Origin of the sequence: Psychrobacillus sp. FSL W7-1493 (genome assembly GCF_038004905.1) — a bacterium.
Classification (GTDB): Bacteria; Bacillota; Bacilli; order Bacillales_A; family Planococcaceae; genus Psychrobacillus.
In genome coordinates this window covers 106,579-127,561 of the sequence record NZ_JBBOSB010000002.1, presented here as the reverse complement: position 1 = coordinate 127,561, position 20,983 = coordinate 106,579, and the positions used below count along the sequence as shown (strand labels likewise).

The following is a 20,983-nucleotide window of genomic DNA, read 5'->3' as shown; positions in this document are numbered from 1 at the left end:
CTATTCATTTAGGTTATAAACCTTTTCCTTTAAATCAGCCTATTAAAAAATCTCGAGACACTACATCTCGAGATTGCTTTAGTCTATACACTTTTAAACTTCTGCCTGTACTTCAACCACTGTTTCTTCTACTTCAGAGCGACTCATTTTTTCTTTACCGCTCTTCAACGCTTTTAATGTTTTATGTGCTAGCGCAAGTGGTAGCTTGCAGAATAACAGGATGCTTTTACGGTTAATGCTTTTTATATACTCGTCCGCTTTAGATAGGTTGTCCTCCGCATATTCAAACATATCCGCTCGTGTCCATCCCTCGGGGAAGAATTGTACCCCTCGCTCTTTGTCTTCGTCTTTATTTCTTAATATGTTTACTGCTTGCAAGCCTCTCCCGTACGCTACCGCTAAATCTCGGTCGGTTTCAATATCTGCATTCCACTTCCATAGATCAGAAAGCATTACGCCAACAAGTCCAGCTACATAGTAGGTATACTCATCTAAGTCTTCTTTTGTTTTTACTTGCCATTCCTTCTCAACCCACTTCGCCATTCCTTCCGCCATTTCAGCAGTATAGGTCTTAACTGTCTCCGCTAAATCTGTTGGACAGATTTCAAGCCAGTCGCCAAGTCGGAGGGAAACTGCTGGTAATTGTTCCTGATACGGAGCTACAAGCAGTTCATACCCTTTTTTATCAAAACCATTTACAAGCATCTTGCTAGTTTCGAACAATAAATGTTGTTTTACTAGTGCATCCAATGTTTCGTGGTCTTCAATCTCATCAATTGCACGCATACAAAGGTATGCAGAAGCAACCGCTTTTTTCAGAGTGGGCTCTAAAAAAGTAATTGGAATATAAAAGGTTCTGCTTGTTTTCTTTAGCATATCCATTGCTTCTTTTTGTAATGTTGCTACTTCACGCACAACTAGGCGCCTCCATTTCACGTTCAAGATTCTATACCCTCTATTGTATCGGATTTTACCTAAAAGATAAAATGACTCCTTACAGTTGTCGTAAATCTGTTACAACTTCACTAGTATAATATTGATCACTTACCAAAAAACCTATCAGCTTGGATGCAACTTCCTCTGCACTACTTAGCTGACCAGTCACTTTATACTCTCTAAATTTATTTACTAACGCAAATTCACTTTCTTTGGCATCCCGAATCTTCCCTTGCATATTCGTATCAATAATTCCCGGAGCAATAGATACTAGCTTTACACCATTTGTTTTCCTCGATTCCTCTAGCTGTACTGCTTCTGTAAAACGATCAAGTCCTGCCTTCCCAGCACAATAGCTGCTCCATCCCTCATACCCATTTCGACCAGCGCCAGAAGAAATTTGCATAATTTTTTTCGGAACTTCTTTTTGTTCTGTCATTCTTATAAACGTTCCAGTTAATATCATAGGTGCAGTGAGGTTTACCGCAATGCTTTTTGCCACTAGATTAGAATCTATCTCTCCAGCTGTCCCAATTGGCTCAATGGTTCCTGCATTATTGATAAGGGTCAACGATGTTGCCTCTTCTATCACGTTATTCAACAGCTCTTCTAGAGTTTCTGCTACCTTTTCAGTTGTTGCTAAATCTAATAGAACGTGATGATAATTAGGATGTTCAAGCTTACTTTCTCCCCTTGCAATACCAAACACTCTTTTATTTTTATCAATTAGTTGTTTTACTAGCTCTTGTCCGATCCCGCTAGTAGATCCAGTTACGATAAATACGTCCATTGTTAGTCCTCCCTTTATTAACTGCTTCTATTAGAATATCCTTCCTTCTGTCTCCTTTCAAATGTCCTTCTCTCTTTTTATATTTAAATTAAAGATTGAAATGGATTAAAAGAAAAAAAGGGGGTAATTGCTACCGATTTATTAATTACTTCTAAGGCAGCTGTTAGAAACCTTGCTACTGCAATTACGGAAACTGCGACTCCTTCTATTAAGAAGCTGCTACGTCGTGAGATGGATAATGCCATTGATACACATGATAAAATCGCACAATACATGATTAAAAATGAAATGTATCACGCGTATGATTTAAACGAACAAATGGAGCATGATTTAGAAAAAGCTGATATTGCCTTAAATTTAGCCAAAAAATAGGGATTCGGAGATAACTCCAAATCCCTTTTTATAGTACTACTCAATGCCCTCTATCTTTACTTCTTTCACTGGTAAGAACAGCTCGCCTGTCTCTAGATACTTCACCTGTACCTTGTCGCCCACTTCCATATACACAACGAATGGTGCCATTTCTGAAGAGACAATGTAATTTGCTTTATTGTCTAGCAGGAACGATACTTGCGTGAAGTCTCCTACACGTTCTTTAAATACACGAACTACTGTACCAGACACTGATTTTTCCTCGGCGCTAGAACTACCGTCTACAGTGCTTCCGCCACGCTGAATAGCTGTTTTATAAAGTTTTAACGCTTCATTTGGCGTATTCCCGTAAACAGAGATTTCCGGGTTCGCTGCTGACACGATAAAGTAGTTTTGTAAAAACCCGTTTGAGTCTAATACTGGTGTTAGCCAGCTTGCTTCTCCATAAAAATTATAGAGAACAGGCATTTCTCCAGACCATTTCTTTTCAATAAATTTCTTTTCAATAATTTGAAGTGCACCTTGTGAGTCCATATAGGAATCCTCTAGGTTACCAGTGTAATAGGTTGCTTTACCAGTTCGACCGTCAGTTAAGGAGTAACCAAGCATAGAGTCCACGCCTTCTTTTGGGCTAGTGAAATCTGTAAAATAATACATTTCTCCGTTTTCAGTGAAGATTGGACTTACATTAGCCTCCGTTCCTTCGTCTGAAGGAAGCTTCACTTCTTTTTTACCGATCAAGCTATTAATAAACCCATGCACATACTTTCCATAGTAACTGTTTTGTAAGCTTACCGTCTCTGGTGAAACAGCACCATCAATAAATTCGGGTACATCTGCTAAAGCAAATGATTCCGTTTGTCCTGTAGCTGGGTCTACAACAACGATCCCCTCTACATCAAAGCCATTACGTGCAGTGATAAATTTACCGTATGAACGAATATAGTATGGTTTTCCATCTTCATCAATTTCTAATTGGGCATCTCCATAGAAAATTTTAGTCGGATGCTTCATACGCATATGTCTTTCTAAGTTTTTATGAAGAAATGACGATGGTGTATAGGTCATTTGGGATTTCACAAATTTAGGATTATCCGCTGAATCAGTTGCACTCATTGTAAAATAACCTGGAGTGACATCCCCATTCCACCATTTAAAAAATCCTGAAAATTCTACCGGTGCGATATATACGTACTTGCCATCTACCTTTTGAATTTGTAAATTACCTAATTCATAGTAGCTTGTATCTGGTACTTGGCCAAATGCCTTCTTCATTTTGTTACGCGCAAACTTAGGAGGAACACTCGCTGGTGTTTTTGTTTCATCGAATGCCTCAATTTCAACTTCTTCATCCATTTTTGCTACTTCATACTTTTTATCAGCATTCCACACAGGTGCTGATAGCATATAAATTGCTAAAGCTAAGCTTCCTAGTAAAAGGAAACCTTTTACCTTTTGTTCTACACCTCTTGCCAAAAACGTTCCTGCAAAGGTGATCAATACTAGCCACGGCCATAGGGCAGTCCAGTTTCTATCTAAATTTGTTACATAGTATATGATTGCGACTACAACGAACGTTAGGATTGCAAGTAAAGCAATAGAAGACACTTTATCCTTACGACCGCCGCCAAGTGGGACTACTAATAATGCAGTGAATACTGCGACTACGGCTGAAATAATAAATACAAAAGCCATTTATTCATCCTTCTTTCTTTTGTTCATACTTCAATATACGGTCGAAAGAAGAAATGGTTTCAAGCTAATAAATTAAATAATTCTTTCAAACTTATTTAATTCCCATTATAATTTACAAGAATCTAATGATTAAGGGAGCAATAATTTAAAAAGAATACTAACTATACTTATATCCCTGTTAATCCTTGCAAGCTGTTCAAATCAGAACAATAGCTTGGAAAATGAAAGTAAAGATTTTTCTCTAGAAGACCAAATGAACGAGGCCATTATTGGTTATTTTGGCCATCGGGTTGAAATTCCAGAACAAGCAGTTAAAACGATAGAATTTAATGAAAAAAATGGAAATTTAAAAGTTGTTGTAACTACCTTAGCTTTTATGGATGAAACAGTAGAAGAATTTAAAGCTGATTTACTTGATAGTTGCATACTACTTTTGCAAGAAATACAAATGCAAGACAAGGTGCAGAATCTTACACTTGTAGTTGAAATACCGTATGAAAAAGAAAATGGGGAAAATATAAACTATGGCGTATTCAAAATAGATTTTACACAGGAGAAGCTTTTAAAGGTCAATTTCGATAAACTAAATCCTCAAAACCTTAGAGAAAAAGCTGACTTTTATTTTGAAGCTCCCTTTTACTAATAAAAAACTGTAATACTTCCTCCATGAATAATGTTGGATATATTACAGTCTTTTTTTATTCAGGCTATGTTACGGTTATGTATCGGCGTTGAAGATAAATCAGTGAATCATGTGTGTTTTCATGTGAAAACCTCGAAAATATTAAAAAGCCCTTAGAGAGATGGACAGTATTAATTCTGTCACTATCACTCCCATTTGCACAGAAAATGGTAACTCATTAGCATTGGCAAGTTTCTCTATACTGGAACAATCGAATTTTACACAAGGTTCTTTTCTATTATTTTCCCTATATCTAACCGTTAATTTTAATTAGCTGAAACGACTTTCATCATTGTATAATTTTATCGCCTTCCACCTTGTACGTTTTTATGGCGTGTTTTGGAAGTTTTGAAGAATATAATGTTTCAGTAGAAACAACCACCAATCTCCCATTTTGATAAAATATATTTTTGATATATCCACTCATTGTATAACTCTGAACTCTTTCCATTGTGGCATAATTGTAAACCTCTATATTTTTTCTATTGCTTGTATAGAAGAGCCCATCATCCATGTTATAGGTAATTTGTTCAAAGGGGGTATATAGCTTTGTTAGATACGTCATATTCATTGCCTTTGAATCTGAAGCAACCATAATGACACCGGAACCGTTAAAAATATATTTTCCATCCGGTGAAATGCTTATATTTGTATTTAGTGAGTAATCACCGTGATAAGGTGAATCGTACCCTGTTGTTACTTTACCATTTTCAATAAGGTGATTTTCAATATCTCTTGGACTAACAGTTGTATCAATGGCATAAATTCTATCTAAATTTGGATGCATTACTATATAACTATCCTGATATACAGACATGCTGCTCTTGGAAGTTTCGAGTAGTGTCTCCCTTGAATATCCCAGGATATTTGAATGTTGACCAGAACCGCTTGATATATATATAGACTTGTCATCTGCCACTATATCAAAAGGATCGATATTAATATCAAACTGTTCCACCACTTTAAAATTAACCGTATCAATTATAGCGATAGCCCCATTTTGATATTCTATATAAGTACTACGTGTCCCTTTTAGTAAAGCAACATACAGCTCATTATTATATAAATAGATAGTTTCGGGAACTAGATTCATTGTAAGTCGCTGAATTTCACCTGTTTTATAATTTATCTTTAAAACATCTTTATTTTCGTTTAAAGCATAAATAATAGGCTGGGATGGATGAATCACTACCTCCCGAATTAAATCGGATAAATAAAAGAACTCATCATAATCGAACAGGTTGATTCCTGGAATGGTCTTTTTAGCCTCATCTAATTTATTTAGTAATAGTTGTCGAGCGTTTTCATCTTGTATTTTGTTAACAGTGGCCTGAATTTGCTTGGCAGTTAAAAGTAGTTCTTCTTTGGTTTTATTATTAGCAATTAATTGCTGAAACCGGTCAATCTCTATGTTTGCGCTTATGGCATACATGGTAGATTGTCTGGCTTTTTCTCCTGGGCTTTTATATCTTTCTAAAATAGCATCCCTCGTTGACTTACCGTATACACGATATAGTAATATCGCCTGCTTTCTAATTTCGCTCGATAAATCATGATAAGCCTTTTCTGTTTGCTTACCTAACGGGTTTAATCTATAGGCATCATTAAGATCATCTTTTTTTACTATGATTTTATTCCCAGACTTTATAGCATCTATGTACGCCATTGACCTGGTAAAGTGGATATCCACATTACTCTCCATTCTTTTAGTTAACTTCTCTTTCTCTTGAGAGGGGAGACTTTTGATCGCATCGTATGCTAATTGCCTTGCACGTTTTGTATCATTGTATAAATTCATATTTGGTAATGTCACGGGATCTGAATACTTAACCTTTCTATGTTCTAGAGAGATTTCCCATTTTAATATCGTTGCAGCACTCTCAGCTTTTTGAACCAACTTCTCTGCTTGTGAAAGGGTAGCTGCATTGCCTGTGCTAGGCATTGTCATCATAAGAACAGTTAAAATAATAACCGTCGCAAAAATATTACATTTATTCACTTAATTGCTCTCCTCATCCTATTAAGAATCTTATAAAAACTATATATTAATATACTAATAGATTTGCCTAAGATTGTATAATGGTAAAAAAAATCCACTCAAAGATGTGATTCATCTCTTTCCAATCCGGTTAACTCTAAAGTATTATTCACCATACAAGACCAGTTAATGATTTGTTAAGAGAATCATCTCATATTTTCTAAACGCAGATGGATGGAACTTGTTTGAAAGATTGTAGTATTCCTTCGATTAATTAACGGACACTCGCTGTATTGATTGTAGCGGGAGGTGGCGACTCCGCGGTGGGATGAAAGCTATCACAACCACGCGCGTAAGCGATGGGTGATGGCTTATCGCTCACCCCGCTATTAAAAAAAACCCTATAAGATGACCTTTTTTCAAAGTGTCTATCTTATAGGGTTTATTTGGCTATGATTTGAATCTTTTTATGAGATTATTTTAACTCATTTAAGATTTCATCTAATTTTTCTGTTTCAGTAGTTACACCGTTGCTTGAGAAGTACCAGTTAACACCGTCTAAGTACACGATTTTACCTTCTTTGTAAGCGCGAGTTTGTTTAATAATATCATTTTCAATATCAGCTTTAATTGTTTCTACATCAGAAGCTGTACGGTCAATTATTAATAAAACTTCTGGATCTACAGAAAGAACTGATTCATAAGAGAAATCTGAACCATGAGATGATGCCTCAATATCAGTAGTTGCTGGTTTGAAACCAAAGTCATTGTACACATATGCAAAACGAGAATCTGCTCCGTTATCGAAACCAGAGATTTTTTTGTCATTGTACATTGCTACTAATGCATTTTCATAACCTGCTGCTTTTTCTTTCACTTCATCCACTTTTGCTTGTAGATCTGCTTTTAGTTTTTCAGCTTCTGTTTCTTTATCAAAGATTTGAGCTGCTAAGTCAACTGTTTCATTTACAGCGTTAATATAATTTTCATTGTCAGAACCTATGAATACTACATTTGGTGTAATTTCTTTTAATTCCTCATAGAATGGTGCTTGACGACCTGAGATGAAAATAACATCTGGTTCAGCAGCTGCTACTGCTTCAAAGTCGATTTGTTTTAGCGTACCAACATCAGCTACACCGTCAACTACATATTTTTCTTTTAAATGTGGTGGGATGTTACCTTTACCACCGTTAGCTGCGATTCCTACAATTCCTTCTACTCCAAGTGCATCCAGTGTATCCAAGAAACCATAATCTAAAGTGATAATGCGTTCAGGCATTTTATCTAATGTTACATCTTCAAATGTAATTGTTGTTCCTTTTTCTTCATCTTCGCTTGAAGCTGTCAAAGAAGATATTTTCATTGGAAATGCAGATTTTTCAGCCGTATCAGTTGCTGCTGAAGTTGAATCTTTCTCTGTAGATTCACCAGTTGCTGAATCATCATCTGAGTTACATGCTCCTAGCATTAATGTTAAGGCTGCAACAGCAGTTAAAAACTTCCATTTTTTCATCTTTCTTTTCCTCCTAAAATATACTTACTTTAATTGAAAATGATTATCATTTTCATTTCTAACTCTAGTTTAAATGAAACCTTCAAAATTTGTCAACTGATTTCTGCAATTAATTATCATTCTCATTTAGCCTCATGAAACACGTGCATAAGTGTCTGACTTATGCACGTACATGAATCTCCTGGTTACTTGCTAAAAAGAGTCCTATAGAGTTATTGGGAATTAAAGTACACGCAAATACGACACCCATCTTGCACTTGTACAGGGATATCCATATCGTAGACATCACGTAAAGCTTCGGAATTGATAATCTCATGTGTTGGACCATCCTTTACAAGGCGGCCTTCTTTAAGTGCAACGATACGATCAGAATAAACAGAAGCAAAGTTAATGTCATGTAATACAATAACTACAGTTTTTCCTAAGTCATCTACGAGTTTACGTAAGATTTTCATGATTTGTACAGAATGTTTCATGTCTAGATTGTTTAACGGCTCATCCAATAAGATATATTCCGTATCTTGAGCAATTACCATGGAAATAAAAGCACGCTGCCTTTGACCACCTGATAACTCATCCAGAAACTTATCTTGCATATCTGTTAAATTCAAATACTCCAGTGCTTGATCTACCAACTTCTCGTCCTCTGTATTTAGTCTCCCTTTTGAATAAGGATAGCGACCAAAAGCAACAAGCTCGCGTACAGTTAAACGGATGTTTAAATGATTGGCCTGCTTTAAAATAGCCACACGCTTTGCAAAGTTATTCGATTTCATTTTCTTTACATCCGTTTGATCTAAAAATACTTCCCCTGTATCCGCATCTAAAAGGCGGCTTACCATGGATAACAATGTGGATTTACCTGCACCATTTGGTCCAATAAAAGAAGTGATTGCTTTTGGTTGTATTTTTAGTGTTACATTTTCAACGACCGGTTTTTTCCCAAAGCTTTTAGAAAGCTCTTTAATTTCTATCATGCTGCTTTCCTACTTTCCTTTAGTAATAAGTAAATAAAGTAAATCCCACCGACAAAGTTAATGATGACACTAATAGTTGTATTTAAATGAAACACATGCTGCACGATAAATTGTCCTCCGACAAGGCCGATAATACTAATCAAGCTTGCTCCAACAATTAATACAGAATGCTTATACGTATCTAAAAATTGATAAGCTACGTTTGCTACGATTAGTCCTAAGAATGTAACAGGACCAACTAGCGCTGTGGAAGTAGCTATTAACACAGAAGATAAAATCAAAACTTGTAGAACAATCTTGTCATAATTAACACCGAGGTTAATGGCATTGTCTCGTCCTAACGAAACAACATTTAAATCTTTTAACAACCTAGAGCCATACAAAAATGCCAGTCCTAGTATAACCATGGCAATCAGTAATAATTCGGTTTTCACATTCATAAAGCTTGCAAACAACCGAGCTTGTAAACTTTCATATTCAACAGGATCAATGATGACCTGCATAAATGTCACTAGACTTCCTAGCAAAGTCCCAATGATCATACCTGCTAATAGTAGAAGGAAGATTGGATACTTATCTGCTCGGAATAGGAAACGATATAAAAGCACTGCGAAAATGATCATCGCCATAATCGATACGCTAAAGTTCAAATAACGATTTACGACGAATAAAGAAGCAGAGCCTGCTGTAAAGTAAATCACCGTTTGTACTACCTCATACATAGAGTCAACGCCCATTACGGAAGGTGTTAATAAACGATTATGTGTTACCGTCTGGAATATAATCGTTGCATAGGCAATTGCAGTACCCGTGATTACCATTGCAGCTAAACGTTCCACACGCTTTGGAAAGGCATAACTAAAGCCACCCTGAATATTGTAAAATGCAAACAATGCCATACATACTAATGCAATAACAGCCAAAATAATTAGCTTCTTACTATTTTTTCGCATATGCTTTCCCCCTAAACAACATAATTAAGAAGATCGCACTGCCGATTACGGCAACTGTTGTATTTACCGGAATCTCATAGGGATGAACTATTAGACGGCTGATAATATCACATGCGAGTAAGAATGCTGCTCCCATGAAAATAGTATGCGGTATTGTCTTGCGTAAATTATCTCCTAAATACAAAGAAACGAGGTTCGGAACGATTAAACCTAAAAACGGTATAATACCTACCGTTAAAACGACCGTTGTAGAAATAATAGCTACAATGACAAGACCTATATTTAACACTGTACGATAACTTAAACCTAAGTTTTTTGCAAAGTCCTCACCCATGCCTGCTACAGTGAATTTGTTTGCGTAAATATAAGCTATAATAATGGCAGGTACGGCTACGTATAGTAGTTCATAGCGTCCAGAAACAATTAGTGTAAAGCTCCCTAAGAAGAATGAATCTACATTTTGTAAGACATCTGCTTCGTATCCTAAGAATGTGGAAATGGCACCAATGATATTACCATACATAATACCAATTAAAGGTACGAACATAACATCCTTGAATTTAATACGCTCAAGCAGCTGCATAAAAATAAACGTACCGATTAGTGCAAATGAAAAACTAAAGAAAATCTGTCCCATATAAGACATATTTGTAAAGAATATCATCGAAACAATGACCCCTAGTTTCGCTGCATCCAGCGTACCGGCCGTTGTCGGTGATACGAACTTGTTCCGACTTAAACTTTGCATAATTAAGCCTGCAATACCCATTCCTGCACCAGCTAAAATAATTGCCATTAAACGTGGCAATCGACTCATTATAAAGATTTGGGTCTTCTGGGAGTCCAAATCAAGCAGATCACTCGGTTTTATATCAATGGCACCTATAAATAGCGAAATAAAGGATAGGATAATAGTTGCTACTACTAATATCCATAATCTCATTTGTAATCCCCATAAAAAAATATATTTCTCAACTTTGTTGATAACGATTATCATTATTGAGTCGTCTTTCATTATAAACAACGAATATAGTAAAATCAACATGTACTACTCAATTACATTGTTAATTTCAACAATTCTTTGTACTCTAAAATTATAAATTGACGTTAGTTTATGAACATATGTTTTAAAATATAGTTTAGGGTAGGACATTTAACTTGAGAACTCTAGTTTTTTAGACCTAATAGCTACCTGCAGGCACAATTATAAAAAAGATTAAATTCGTATTTAAATTGCAAAGTTTAGTTATGAAAACAAAGAAACTTCTATGTAGATTACATATGCATATTTCAACATTTGCTACCTTTCACTATGATGAGAATATGAAAAAACTGCTCTTAATATTCCATCATACTTAAGAGCAGTTTTGTTTGATTGATTTAGTTTATATACTGACTTCTTCTATACAAATAGCTTTTTTATTTCTTACCACAAAGCCTTTCTTCCAGCTAATTGTAACCATGAAGGCCGACGCGACCAATAGGCCACTTAATATATAGAAACATATGATAATTAATCCGGAAGAGACCATTCCTGTAAAAAGACCTAGTAATAATATTCTAATGAGTAAACCAATAGAACGGAACAAACTATCAACTCTGCCAATAATCTTGTTCGGAACTTGATCCATCAGGAACGAATTTCTCGCTACTCGAGCCCCGCTGTTTCCAATAGCTAAAAACAACATTAACGATAGGTAAATAGGCAGCTCTACAAAAACAATCAAAGAAATGGCAACGGTATAAATAAGCACTCCTACTATAATAGTCTTCTCATTTCCTAGCTTTTTCGCAAGCATCGGAACAAATGCCCCTGCTAGCACTGCTCCAGCTGCATATATCATTCCCTCCAAGCCATATACGCTAGCGTCCGCCTCTAGTACTTCCACTAAATAAACAGGAAATAAATAATTCGTCAGCATAACTCCTATAAAGGGCATAAAGGCAAATATCAAAAAAACGAACATGGCTGGACGTGCCATCATGTAAGCTAACCCATCCCAAGCTCTACCCTTCTCTTCCTTCTCTGCTTCTGATTGTTTCGCTCTGGTATAAGGAAGTTTAACATAGAAGTAAATAGCTGCTCCGTAAGTCAAAACATCTAATAGTAAAATATAATGTAAATCCCATTTCATCAACAAAATACTAGCTACTCCTCCAGCTATCATGCTAGAAAGCTGCCCCTGTACCTCCATCGTCCCGTTTAAAGATTTATACTGATCCTTATGAAAAATCTCCTGATTCATCGCAAACATAGTGGGATAAAAAATAGTGTAATACAGACTTCCAATCATATAAATTAGTGTATAATGCCAGATCTCATAGGATAACCCAAGGAATCCAATGGAAGCAAAAAACACTAATGCGATTAAACAAACTACTTCACTGATTAAAAGTAATTTTTTCCTGGACATTCTATCCACTAAAGAACCCACAAAAGGCGTTATCATAAAACTAATGATTGTCATTGTGATTGTAATGTATCCGAAGACAGTATTTCCTTCATCACTTGTCACGAGCATCCAAGGGATTGCAATCATTGTTATTCCAGAACCAATAGAGGAAGCTATATTAGCCAGTATGATCAGCCAAAATCGCGAATCTTTATATAAATTTTTCATCGTCAAACACCCTCTCAAATATTCTTACTATTCTTAATGTAAGGGAATTGACATGGATTGCATTCAGCCAATGGTCTTAAATCATCCTCATACCTTTGACCGAAGAAACCCACCTTTACAGGAGGTAAAGGTGGGTTTCTTTGTTTTATTTTAAGGTTTCCGTAAGATATAAGTCCTTTTGGATTTGTTTCAAAGCCTCCGTAAGCTCTATACGATAGAAAATAATTAAGTTTCTGGTTGCTCGCGATACCATAGTGTAGAGAAGAAACTTGTCATAGGGCCCAGCGTAAACCGCTTGGTCAGCGTCTGCTATTAATACAGTCGTAAATTCGAACCCCTTTGCCATGTATCCTGGCATGATTAATATCCCTTTCATATATACCTTTTGTTCCTGTGATATTAGTTGAATAGTGGGAATGATATTCTTCAATTCCTCAAAGAGCATCCGACAGCTTGCCATGTCCTTACATAATATAACCAAAGAGGTGTTGGTCTCATAATAAGAATCTACCACTGCTTCTATTTCCGTTAGCCGTTGCTCCTTATCCACTTTTTTTACTAATGGCTTTCTCCCACTCACTCCTAGCGAGAGGACCTTGTCTTGTTTTAAAATATCACTCATAAAATCTGTAATTTCATGCGTAGAACGATACGATTTGTTAAGTTCTACTATTGATATATCGGAAAGCTCCCTTGGCACCTGATCTTTTTCGGTTGGATGTACTACCTGGTTTTTATCTCCCAGCAAGGTAAAGTGAGCTTTCGGGAAAAGCTGCTGAATAGCTTTAAACTGAAGAAATGAATAGTCCTGTATTTCATCGATTACAATATGCTTGATGTCTAGGTTTCTGTCAATCCCTTTGATTCTAGCTTGTATATACATAAGTGGACCTAAATCTTCATAAAAAAGTTGTTTGGATTTTATTTGTCGAATCGTTAATTCATAGACTTTTCTAGCCTCCGTTGTATCCATACTCCTAATGGAACCCGTATAAATTTTCAGGATGTTAACGAATCCCAGTTCTTCTATTGCACTATGGAGGGGTGAGTACTGCTTTTCTATCTCTTTTTTACTCTGTCTAATCAAATCCTCGTCATCACCGATGTATTGGTCGACTCCTCTAAGTTCCTCGTATCTCCTCAAAATCGCTTGTTCCTTCCATTCCCTTAACCTAGGCATCAAGTGATTACGGATCTTTTTTAAACGGAAGTCTATTTCCAAGTTTGTATATTTTCGATAAAACAATTCTTGAAGCTCTGTAGCTGATATAAAAACTTTCTTGCCAATGCTTAATGTGTAAAAAGGTAATCCTGCCAATCCTAAATCCTGTAGGTATTGTACGAGATGAATTGCATAAGCATTTGAGTTTTTCCAGTAAAAGCTTTCCTGATGTATCAAGTCGGCGTTTTGTAGCCGCTCTACATTTTCATAAAAGGTCTCTGCCAATAATGGAAGACGCCTCATCCCTTTATATAAACGATAATAGGTTGAATGTACGACATTCTCCTCTCCTAATTCTGGTAAAACATTGGAAATATAATCATTAAACAAATCGCTTGGGGATATAAGCATAATATTTTTGGCGGAAAGCGTCCTGCGGTATTGATATAGAAGATAAGCGATGCGTTGCATAGCTACAGATGTCTTTCCACTTCCCGGTGGTCCTAGCACCATCATATTACGATGACTTTCTGAACGAATAACTGCATTCTGATCACTTTGAATGGTCGTCACAATACTCTTCATCTTTTGTTTTGCTGTATCCGTCAAAAGGCTTTGCAGCACCTCATCACCGATATACATGTCTGCATCGAATATTTGTAGAAGATTATCGTAGGAGATTTTAAATTGTCGGCGTCTTTGAATCTGGACGGGCACCATCTCTTCACTAGGAATTTGGTAGAACGCTTCACCTAACTTGTTTTCATAAAACAGACTGGATATAGGGGCACGCCAATCATGGATAATGATATCACCTGTATCTTCTTCACCAAACGTAGCGAGTCCAATATAAAGGCTCTCCAGTTGTTCATCCTCTATATCAATTCGTCCAAAATAGGCACTTTTATAGAGTAGCTCTAACTTAGAAAGCACGTCATTAACATGGATATAACGAAGTTCTTTTTCCTTGAGAGTAGGTAGTATGGTTGCAAAATCAATTCCACGTTCATCAGACAAATCTGAGAACTCCTTTGAAACGGATTGCCGCTCTTCTATTAGTTCACCTTTTTGCTTTTTAAGAAAAACTTGAAGAACATCTATATGTCCCGTTAGCTTTTCAACTACTGTGGTTAAATGTCGCTGTTCCTCATCCCAAATATGTTTTTCCATCCACTAACCTCCCTGACATAGCATGCTTATGTATTATTACAAAAAATTCTAACAATTTGCAGTCTTATAATAAAAAAATAAATCTGCTATAATGAATATATAAGAAAGGCAGAGACACTAGTGTCCCTGCCTTTTATAGTCTATGCAAATAAGCAAAAATTTATAAGAGTTACCTCAAGGCTATAGCTCTAAAGGTATTCCCTTTACCTTAAATCGTTTCTTTATAGACTACGTACCACTCTTCTTCTTTTTGTAGAATGTTGGTGCCTACCCAGCCTGCTTTAAGTAGCTTTTGCTGTTCCTCTATGTCAGACATTTTTATATTCATCTGATTTTCACCAAATACAATATAATCATTTCCGTCGAGCCTTTTGTAAAATATGTAACGTAGCATGTTGTCATACTTACGTTTGAGAGCTTTAATAACCATTCCTTGACTAAGCTTGTCCTTCAAGCTAGCAAAGTTAAAAGGTGCTACTGTTGCACAAATGTATGTGTACGGAGAATTCTGCAGGAGCTCCATTACTAGGTCTGCTAGTTTTCTTTGAAGACCGTAGCCTCGATACTCTGGATGGACATTTGTAATTTCCTGATAAACTACATCACCTAGCTGCTCTTCCGAAAGACCAATGTCATAGCCAAGGTGATTCTCATCCATCACTGGGATGGCAAGCGTTCGAAATGCAATCAGCTCATCATCAGCGAATACCCCTACCATTAATCGATGCTTAAGAGAGTCTTCAAATTCCTCTTTTGTTAGAGGCTGTAAAAACTCTTTGTTCTCTAAATGCTGGAGAACAATGCTCTGTAACGCTAAAATTTGTTCCATGTTGTCTATTGTTAATTCTCTAGCTGGATAATCTTTTTTCCCTAGACTGACAGTCCACTCTTTCATTGACGCACTTCCTCTTACTTCATGACTTTTACGGAGAACTCGGTTAACTCTTTTAACATATTTTCATCCACATCAATTCCTAAACCCGGACACTCATTCAGTTTAATAAATGGGACATCATAGCGCAAATTCCCAACGTCCTTCGAGAATTTAAGTGGACCGGTCAATTCGACACTCGTAAATGCTTTTTTAGAAAATGCCACATGAAAACCTGCTGCTGAACCAATAGAAGACTCTACCATCGAGCCAATCTGGCATTCCATTCCAGCCATTTCTGCCATATGAGCGAGTTTCATAGCAGGGTATATACCCCCACATTTCATCAGCTTGATATTCACCTTATGCGCGGCTTGTTTTTCTATTAATTCACGCATGTCTCGTATTCCTCTCAACCCTTCATCCATCATAAGCGGGGTACTAGTTTTTGCCTTGACCTCTACCATCCCATTGAAGTCGTCGGCCATAACGGGCTGCTCTAGCCAATCTAATCCGGTATGCTCCAACTGACGCATGGCAGAAATTGTGTTCGCACTGTTCTTCCACCCTTGGTTTACGTCCACTCGGATAGCAACCTCATTACCTACTTTTTCTCTAACGGCTTGTATACGTTGTACATCCGCCTGTACTTCTGTTCCAACCTTCATTTTAAACGATGTATAGCCCTCTTTCATACGTTTTTCTGCTTCCTCTGCCATAGACTCTGGTGATCCTATGCTCAATACATGAGTAACTGGAAATTGCTCGTGATAACGCCCACCTAACAATTGGTATACAGGTACGCCTAGTTTTTTACCAACTACATCGTAACAAGCAATATCTAAGGCTGCTTTAGCTGCTGGAGCTTGATAGACCGCCTTATCCATTTTTTCATGCAGTCGCTCAAATTCCATTGGATTTTCTCCAATCAAAGCCGGAGCTAACGTATTTTTCAGCATCGCATAAGTGCTCTCCCACGTTTCCCCTGTTACATGCTCGTCTGCTACTGCCTCCCCATATCCAATTAAACCTTCTTCTGTTGTTAGCTTAACTATAATCGAAGGCATATCATCGTATGTATGATAGCTGATGATAAATGGGGCAATTAATGGTAATCTAATAGCATAAATTTCTATTTCTTTAATTTTCATATTTTTCTAACTTCCTTTACATTTTTATATTTTTTAGTTATAGTTGTCGTTAAATAGTCGTTAATGTTTTAAAAAAAGGAGGATGTCATGCAAACACGTATAGCAGTACTTGGTTCTAGAAACTTTATAGATCGCTTGAAGCTTTTCGAACAAGAAATTCCTTCTATCCGTTTGGATTATTATCAATATCATACTCCAAAAGAAGCAAAGGAACTACTAAAAAATATAAAACCATGCGACGCTGTATTTTTCTCCGGTTCGCTCCCCTACCTATATGCAGTACAGGAGAGAGAGCTGTTGCCGGTACCTTCCTATTATTTAAAACAGGATGGTACTTCTGTTGCCACTACATTATTAGCAACCTGCAGTACCCCTATGCATCATATTTCCATGGATTTAATGGAACCAGCCCTTGTAGAGAGTGTCCTTCAGGATATTAATCAAACTGCTTCTGTCCCCTTCCTTATGCAAGTAGATCCTGCATTCTCTTTAGAGGAAGTGACTTCCTTTCATATAAACCTACAAAGGAACGAAAAAACAAAATTGGCTATCACCTCTGTGCACGCAGTTTATGAGACCCTGGTACAAAGGGGAATACCTGTTATACGAATGATTGATCCTAAAAACTCTATTTTAAAGTCCCTTGAAGAAACTAGGTCATTGGCATTACTCACAAAAAGTGAGGCTGCTAAGATTGCCGTTTGTTCCATCTCCCTTACCGAACAAGACATGAACACAGCAACAGCATTAAAAAGAATTACAGATTCGATTGATGCTTCTATTGTGAAAGCAGATGACCTCCTCTATTTGCTATTTACTACTCAAGGTAAGGTTCAGCAAGCCTTAGAGCACAATAAGGTTAATAATTGGCTTGAGTTTTTTAGTACACCAATTCGTATTGCCTTTGGTTATGGAACGACAGCAATAGAAGCAAGTGAAAATGCAAAAGATGCTTTAGCACATGCGACAGAAAATACAGTCTTCCTTATGAATGAGAAAAAACAATTGACTAGCCCACTCTTCCAGGAAGAGAACAAGATCAATTTAAGAACGAGCGATCCTAGGCTAGTTGTATTGGCGAAGGAAACAACTTTAAGTCCAGCAAATCTATCTAAAATTATGCTTTTTAGTCGCCTCCATCATTCAGTTGAGTTTACGGCACATGATTTAGAGATCTTTTTAAAGGTCAGCCGCAGGACTACCGAAAGGATACTAAAGAAGCTGTTGAACAAAGGTTATGCATCCATTGTTGGGGAAGAAATGACGTACCAGCAAGGCCGTCCCCGAGCGATTTATGAATTTAATTTTCCTACCTACCAATAAATATGTATAGGCATCAACTAATCTTTTTATCAGTATTCAATCATGAAACCTATAAAAAAGAAAGTTCAGCTTGTCACTGAACTTTCTTTTTTACGCTTCGGCAATCTCTTTGTTTAAAATCTCTTGCTTTTCTTCCTCTGTAATTTTTACAATGGAGAACCCTACCGCTGCATAGATAATAGATATAATTGGCACTGTAAAGTTTAATATTGCATAGGGAGCATATTCATAAGCCCCTACTCCTAATGTTCCTAATATGAAAACGCCACATGTGTTCCAAGGTATGAACACAGAAGTCAATGTCCCTCCATCCTCTAAAGCTCGTGATAGGTTTTTAGAGTGGAGTCCCATATTCGTATATGCTTTAGAAAACATTCTCGCTGGCACAACGATGGAGATATATTGCTCAGAGCATGTCGCATTCGTTGTAAAGCAAGCTAATATAGTAGAAGCTATCATCGAAAAAGCAGTCTTTGCTAGCTTTAAAATTTGATTCATAATAGATTGAAGCATCCCTGAAAATTCGAGAATACCACCAAATGTCATCGCCACAATGGTCATCGACACGGTATACATCATGGAATCCAATCCACCACGATTAAATAGTTCATCCACCATTGTGTTACCTGTTTTAATCTCAAACCCACTTTGAAGAGCACTAACAGCTGATGCTACATCTCCCCCTTGTACAAAAATTTGAGAAAGGAATCCTAGTAAAATCCCCACCACTAAAGCTGGTATAGCAGGTACCTTTACAGCAACTAATACAATTACTGCTAACGGGATTAATAACAACCATGGAGATATTACAAAGCTTTGATCAAGTACATTTATTGTTTGCTGTATGCTCTCCTGATCAATACTGCTATTTTTGTATTTCATTCCTAACAGACCGTAAGCTACTAACGCAATAATAGCTGCTGGTATAGTTGTATAAAACATGTGTCGGATATGTACGAACAAATCTGTCCCTGTAAGACCAGCTGCAAGATTGGTAGTATCAGAAAGCGGGGACATCTTGTCTCCAAAATAAGCTCCAGAAATAACTGCACCAGCAATCATAGCAGCTGGAATCCCCATGCTTAGACCAATCCCCATACCTGCAACCCCGATAGTCCCCATCGTAGACCAGGAGCTACCAATGGCAAGAGAGACAATCATACAAATCACACAAATAGTGACTAAAAAGAATGCTGGTGTAATAATTTTTAGACCAAAATAAATCATGGTCGCAACTACACCGCCACCGATCCAAGCTCCTATTATGAGGCCGACCAATATAATGATGACTACAGCTGGAAGCGCTAGTTTGATCCCCTTATACATCATTTCCTCGACTTCATCCCATTTAAAGCCATGCTTCCAAGCAACCATAGCTGCTACGATTGTACCAACTATTAGCGGAATGTGAGGACCTTGCTCCAGCTTAACGACAGCTATAACCATTGTTATAATCATTACTAGTAAAGGCGTTACAGCCCATATTAATGACATTTCTTTTTTCTCTGTTTGTTCCTTCTTTTCTACCATTCCACTTCACCCCTTCGCGACTTTTTCAATTATTAGAAATTGTCGTTTATTAGTCGCTATTAGGGATATATTAATCTTTTATTAAAAATTCGTCAATCTTTTTTGGCAATTTGTAAAAGCGTTTTCATAAGGACTTGAGCGCCTATATAAAGGGCTTTACGGTCAAAAGACATATGTGGATGATGAAGACCGGGAGAAAGGTCTGCACCGACCCCAATCATAGTAGCCTTTAAATCCGGCTGTCTAATCGTATAAAAATGGAAATCATCACTACCAGATGTGATAACCTCTTCCGCCAGGCTCTCTTCTCCTATTGCTTCCACGATACCCTCTCTTGCTATTAAAGCAGCCTCATTGGAGACTTCTGCTCCTGGAGTGATATCCTGCCATTCCCATTCTATATCTATATCAAAAAGAGCTTGAAGAGCATGTAAATTCTTTTCAATTTGTACTTTCATTTGTTTTAGCACACTATTCTTTTGAGCGCGTGCATCAATTGAAAAGCTCGCTGTACCAGGAATAATATTAGAGCTCTCACCGCCAGCCTGAATTTTAGTTAGTTTCGCGGAATATGCTTCAAAAGGAGAAAAATATAAGTTCTTTAAGGATTGATGTATAGCGACTGCTACATCAATTGCATTCTGCCCTTGATGAGGTCTGGCTCCATGGGCATCCATTCCTTTAATCTTACCTTCAAGAAACATAGCTGCTCCGTGATGAATTGCTGGTGAGACCTTACCAAAAGGTAGTTCTTCTATCGGTCTTAAGTGCACACCAAAGAGATGCGTAACTCCTTCAAGCGCTCCTCTATCGACCATAGAATTCGCACCATTTCCTTTTTCTTCTGCAGGCTGGAAGATGAAACGAATACGTTTATTTAATTTTTCATCCTTCAATAAAAGAAGGGCTCCTAAAACCATAGAGATATTAGCGTCGTGACCACATGAATGATTGGCTCGGTAAACCCCGTCCACTTCCTGCCACAAAGCATCTATATCTGCACGAATTGCTATTACTTCGTCACCTTCTCCTATCTCTGCTAGGAGGCCGGTTACATCATTAAAAAGTCGGTAAGGTACATTGAGCGAATCAAGAATTTCTGTTATTTTTTTCGTTGTTTCGAATTCCTTCCAGCTAACTTCGGGGTATTTATGAAAATGTTCAAACCACTCTAAAATTTGAGATTCTACCTGCATCTTTTCTCATTCTCCCTTTACACTTTTTTATTTTTAGAGCTTTTTTGAAGCCCCAATTTT

Annotated in this window: 17 protein-coding genes; 3 read left to right on the top strand and 14 right to left on the bottom strand. The window is 37.1% G+C overall.

All coding sequences use genetic code 11. The features are described 5' to 3' along the window. Positions 1 to 93: 93 nt before the first annotated feature. Complete coding sequence (locus MKX96_RS18110; protein ID WP_340886359.1) at positions 94 to 915, bottom strand: phytoene/squalene synthase family protein; 822 nt, start codon at positions 913 to 915, stop codon at positions 94 to 96. Positions 916 to 994: 79 nt separating this feature from the next. Further along, positions 995 to 1,726: an SDR family NAD(P)-dependent oxidoreductase gene (locus MKX96_RS18105; protein WP_340886355.1), complete on the bottom strand. Its 732-nt coding sequence runs from the start codon at positions 1,724 to 1,726 to the stop codon at positions 995 to 997. Positions 1,727 to 1,852: 126 nt separating this feature from the next. On the opposite strand from MKX96_RS18105, the gene MKX96_RS18100 reads away from it, so the two are divergent. Next, on the top strand, positions 1,853 to 2,098 hold the full coding sequence (locus MKX96_RS18100) for a spore coat protein (protein ID WP_340886951.1): 246 nt from the start codon (positions 1,853 to 1,855) through the stop codon (positions 2,096 to 2,098). Between the two features lie 36 nt (positions 2,099 to 2,134). On the opposite strand, the gene MKX96_RS18095 is transcribed toward MKX96_RS18100, so the two are convergent. After that, entirely contained in the window at positions 2,135 to 3,793 is a 1,659-nt protein-coding gene (locus MKX96_RS18095) for a hypothetical protein (protein WP_340886353.1), read from the bottom strand. A gap of 214 nt (positions 3,794 to 4,007) precedes the next feature. On the opposite strand from MKX96_RS18095, the gene MKX96_RS18090 reads away from it, so the two are divergent. Next, positions 4,008 to 4,436: a hypothetical protein gene (locus MKX96_RS18090; RefSeq protein ID WP_340886350.1), complete on the top strand. Its 429-nt coding sequence runs from the start codon at positions 4,008 to 4,010 to the stop codon at positions 4,434 to 4,436. A gap of 328 nt (positions 4,437 to 4,764) precedes the next feature. On the opposite strand, the gene MKX96_RS18085 is transcribed toward MKX96_RS18090, so the two are convergent. The 9 genes from MKX96_RS18085 to MKX96_RS18045 all read right to left on the bottom strand — a co-directional run bounded on the left by MKX96_RS18085 (position 4,765) and on the right by MKX96_RS18045 (position 16,874). Next, on the bottom strand, positions 4,765 to 6,474 hold the full coding sequence (locus MKX96_RS18085) for a hypothetical protein (RefSeq protein ID WP_340886348.1): 1,710 nt from the start codon (positions 6,472 to 6,474) through the stop codon (positions 4,765 to 4,767). 454 nt (positions 6,475 to 6,928) lie between these two features. Next, complete coding sequence (locus MKX96_RS18080; protein WP_340886345.1) at positions 6,929 to 7,969, bottom strand: siderophore ABC transporter substrate-binding protein; 1,041 nt, start codon at positions 7,967 to 7,969, stop codon at positions 6,929 to 6,931. Between the two features lie 212 nt (positions 7,970 to 8,181). After that, positions 8,182 to 8,946 (bottom strand): iron ABC transporter ATP-binding protein, encoded by a 765-nt coding sequence (locus tag MKX96_RS18075; protein ID WP_340886341.1) that lies wholly within the window; start codon positions 8,944 to 8,946, stop codon positions 8,182 to 8,184. Continuing rightward, positions 8,943 to 9,899 (bottom strand): iron chelate uptake ABC transporter family permease subunit, encoded by a 957-nt coding sequence (locus MKX96_RS18070; RefSeq protein WP_169359282.1) that lies wholly within the window; start codon positions 9,897 to 9,899, stop codon positions 8,943 to 8,945. The genes MKX96_RS18075 and MKX96_RS18070 overlap by 4 nt, the downstream gene beginning before the upstream one ends. Further along, positions 9,886 to 10,842, bottom strand: coding sequence for an ABC transporter permease (locus MKX96_RS18065; protein WP_340886338.1), 957 nt, complete (start codon positions 10,840 to 10,842; stop codon positions 9,886 to 9,888). The genes MKX96_RS18070 and MKX96_RS18065 overlap by 14 nt, the downstream gene beginning before the upstream one ends. Before the next feature lie 442 nt (positions 10,843 to 11,284). Beyond that, a complete protein-coding gene (locus MKX96_RS18060) occupies positions 11,285 to 12,520 on the bottom strand; it encodes an MFS transporter (RefSeq protein WP_340886334.1) in 1,236 nt (411 codons plus the stop codon). Between the two features lie 145 nt (positions 12,521 to 12,665). Next, positions 12,666 to 14,852: an RNA polymerase recycling motor HelD gene (gene helD / locus MKX96_RS18055; protein ID WP_340886332.1), complete on the bottom strand. Its 2,187-nt coding sequence runs from the start codon at positions 14,850 to 14,852 to the stop codon at positions 12,666 to 12,668. Positions 14,853 to 15,060: 208 nt separating this feature from the next. Next, entirely contained in the window at positions 15,061 to 15,747 is a 687-nt protein-coding gene (locus tag MKX96_RS18050) for a GNAT family N-acetyltransferase (protein WP_340886329.1), read from the bottom strand. 14 nt (positions 15,748 to 15,761) lie between these two features. After that, on the bottom strand, positions 15,762 to 16,874 hold the full coding sequence (locus tag MKX96_RS18045; protein ID WP_340886327.1) for a mandelate racemase/muconate lactonizing enzyme family protein: 1,113 nt from the start codon (positions 16,872 to 16,874) through the stop codon (positions 15,762 to 15,764). An 87-nt stretch (positions 16,875 to 16,961) separates the two neighbouring features. Here MKX96_RS18045 and MKX96_RS18040 point away from each other — a divergent pair, with 87 nt between their 5' ends. After that, positions 16,962 to 18,197: a hypothetical protein gene (locus MKX96_RS18040; RefSeq protein WP_340886325.1), complete on the top strand. Its 1,236-nt coding sequence runs from the start codon at positions 16,962 to 16,964 to the stop codon at positions 18,195 to 18,197. Positions 18,198 to 18,287: 90 nt separating this feature from the next. Here the strand turns inward: MKX96_RS18040 and nhaC are convergent, their stop codons facing one another. Further along, positions 18,288 to 19,727 carry a Na+/H+ antiporter NhaC gene (gene nhaC, locus MKX96_RS18035; RefSeq protein ID WP_340886323.1) on the bottom strand — a complete coding sequence of 480 codons (1,440 nt, stop codon included), beginning with the start codon at positions 19,725 to 19,727 and terminating at the stop codon, positions 18,288 to 18,290. Between the two features lie 92 nt (positions 19,728 to 19,819). Continuing rightward, positions 19,820 to 20,923: an amidohydrolase gene (locus MKX96_RS18030; RefSeq protein WP_340886320.1), complete on the bottom strand. Its 1,104-nt coding sequence runs from the start codon at positions 20,921 to 20,923 to the stop codon at positions 19,820 to 19,822. Between the last annotated feature and the right edge of the window lie 60 nt (positions 20,924 to 20,983).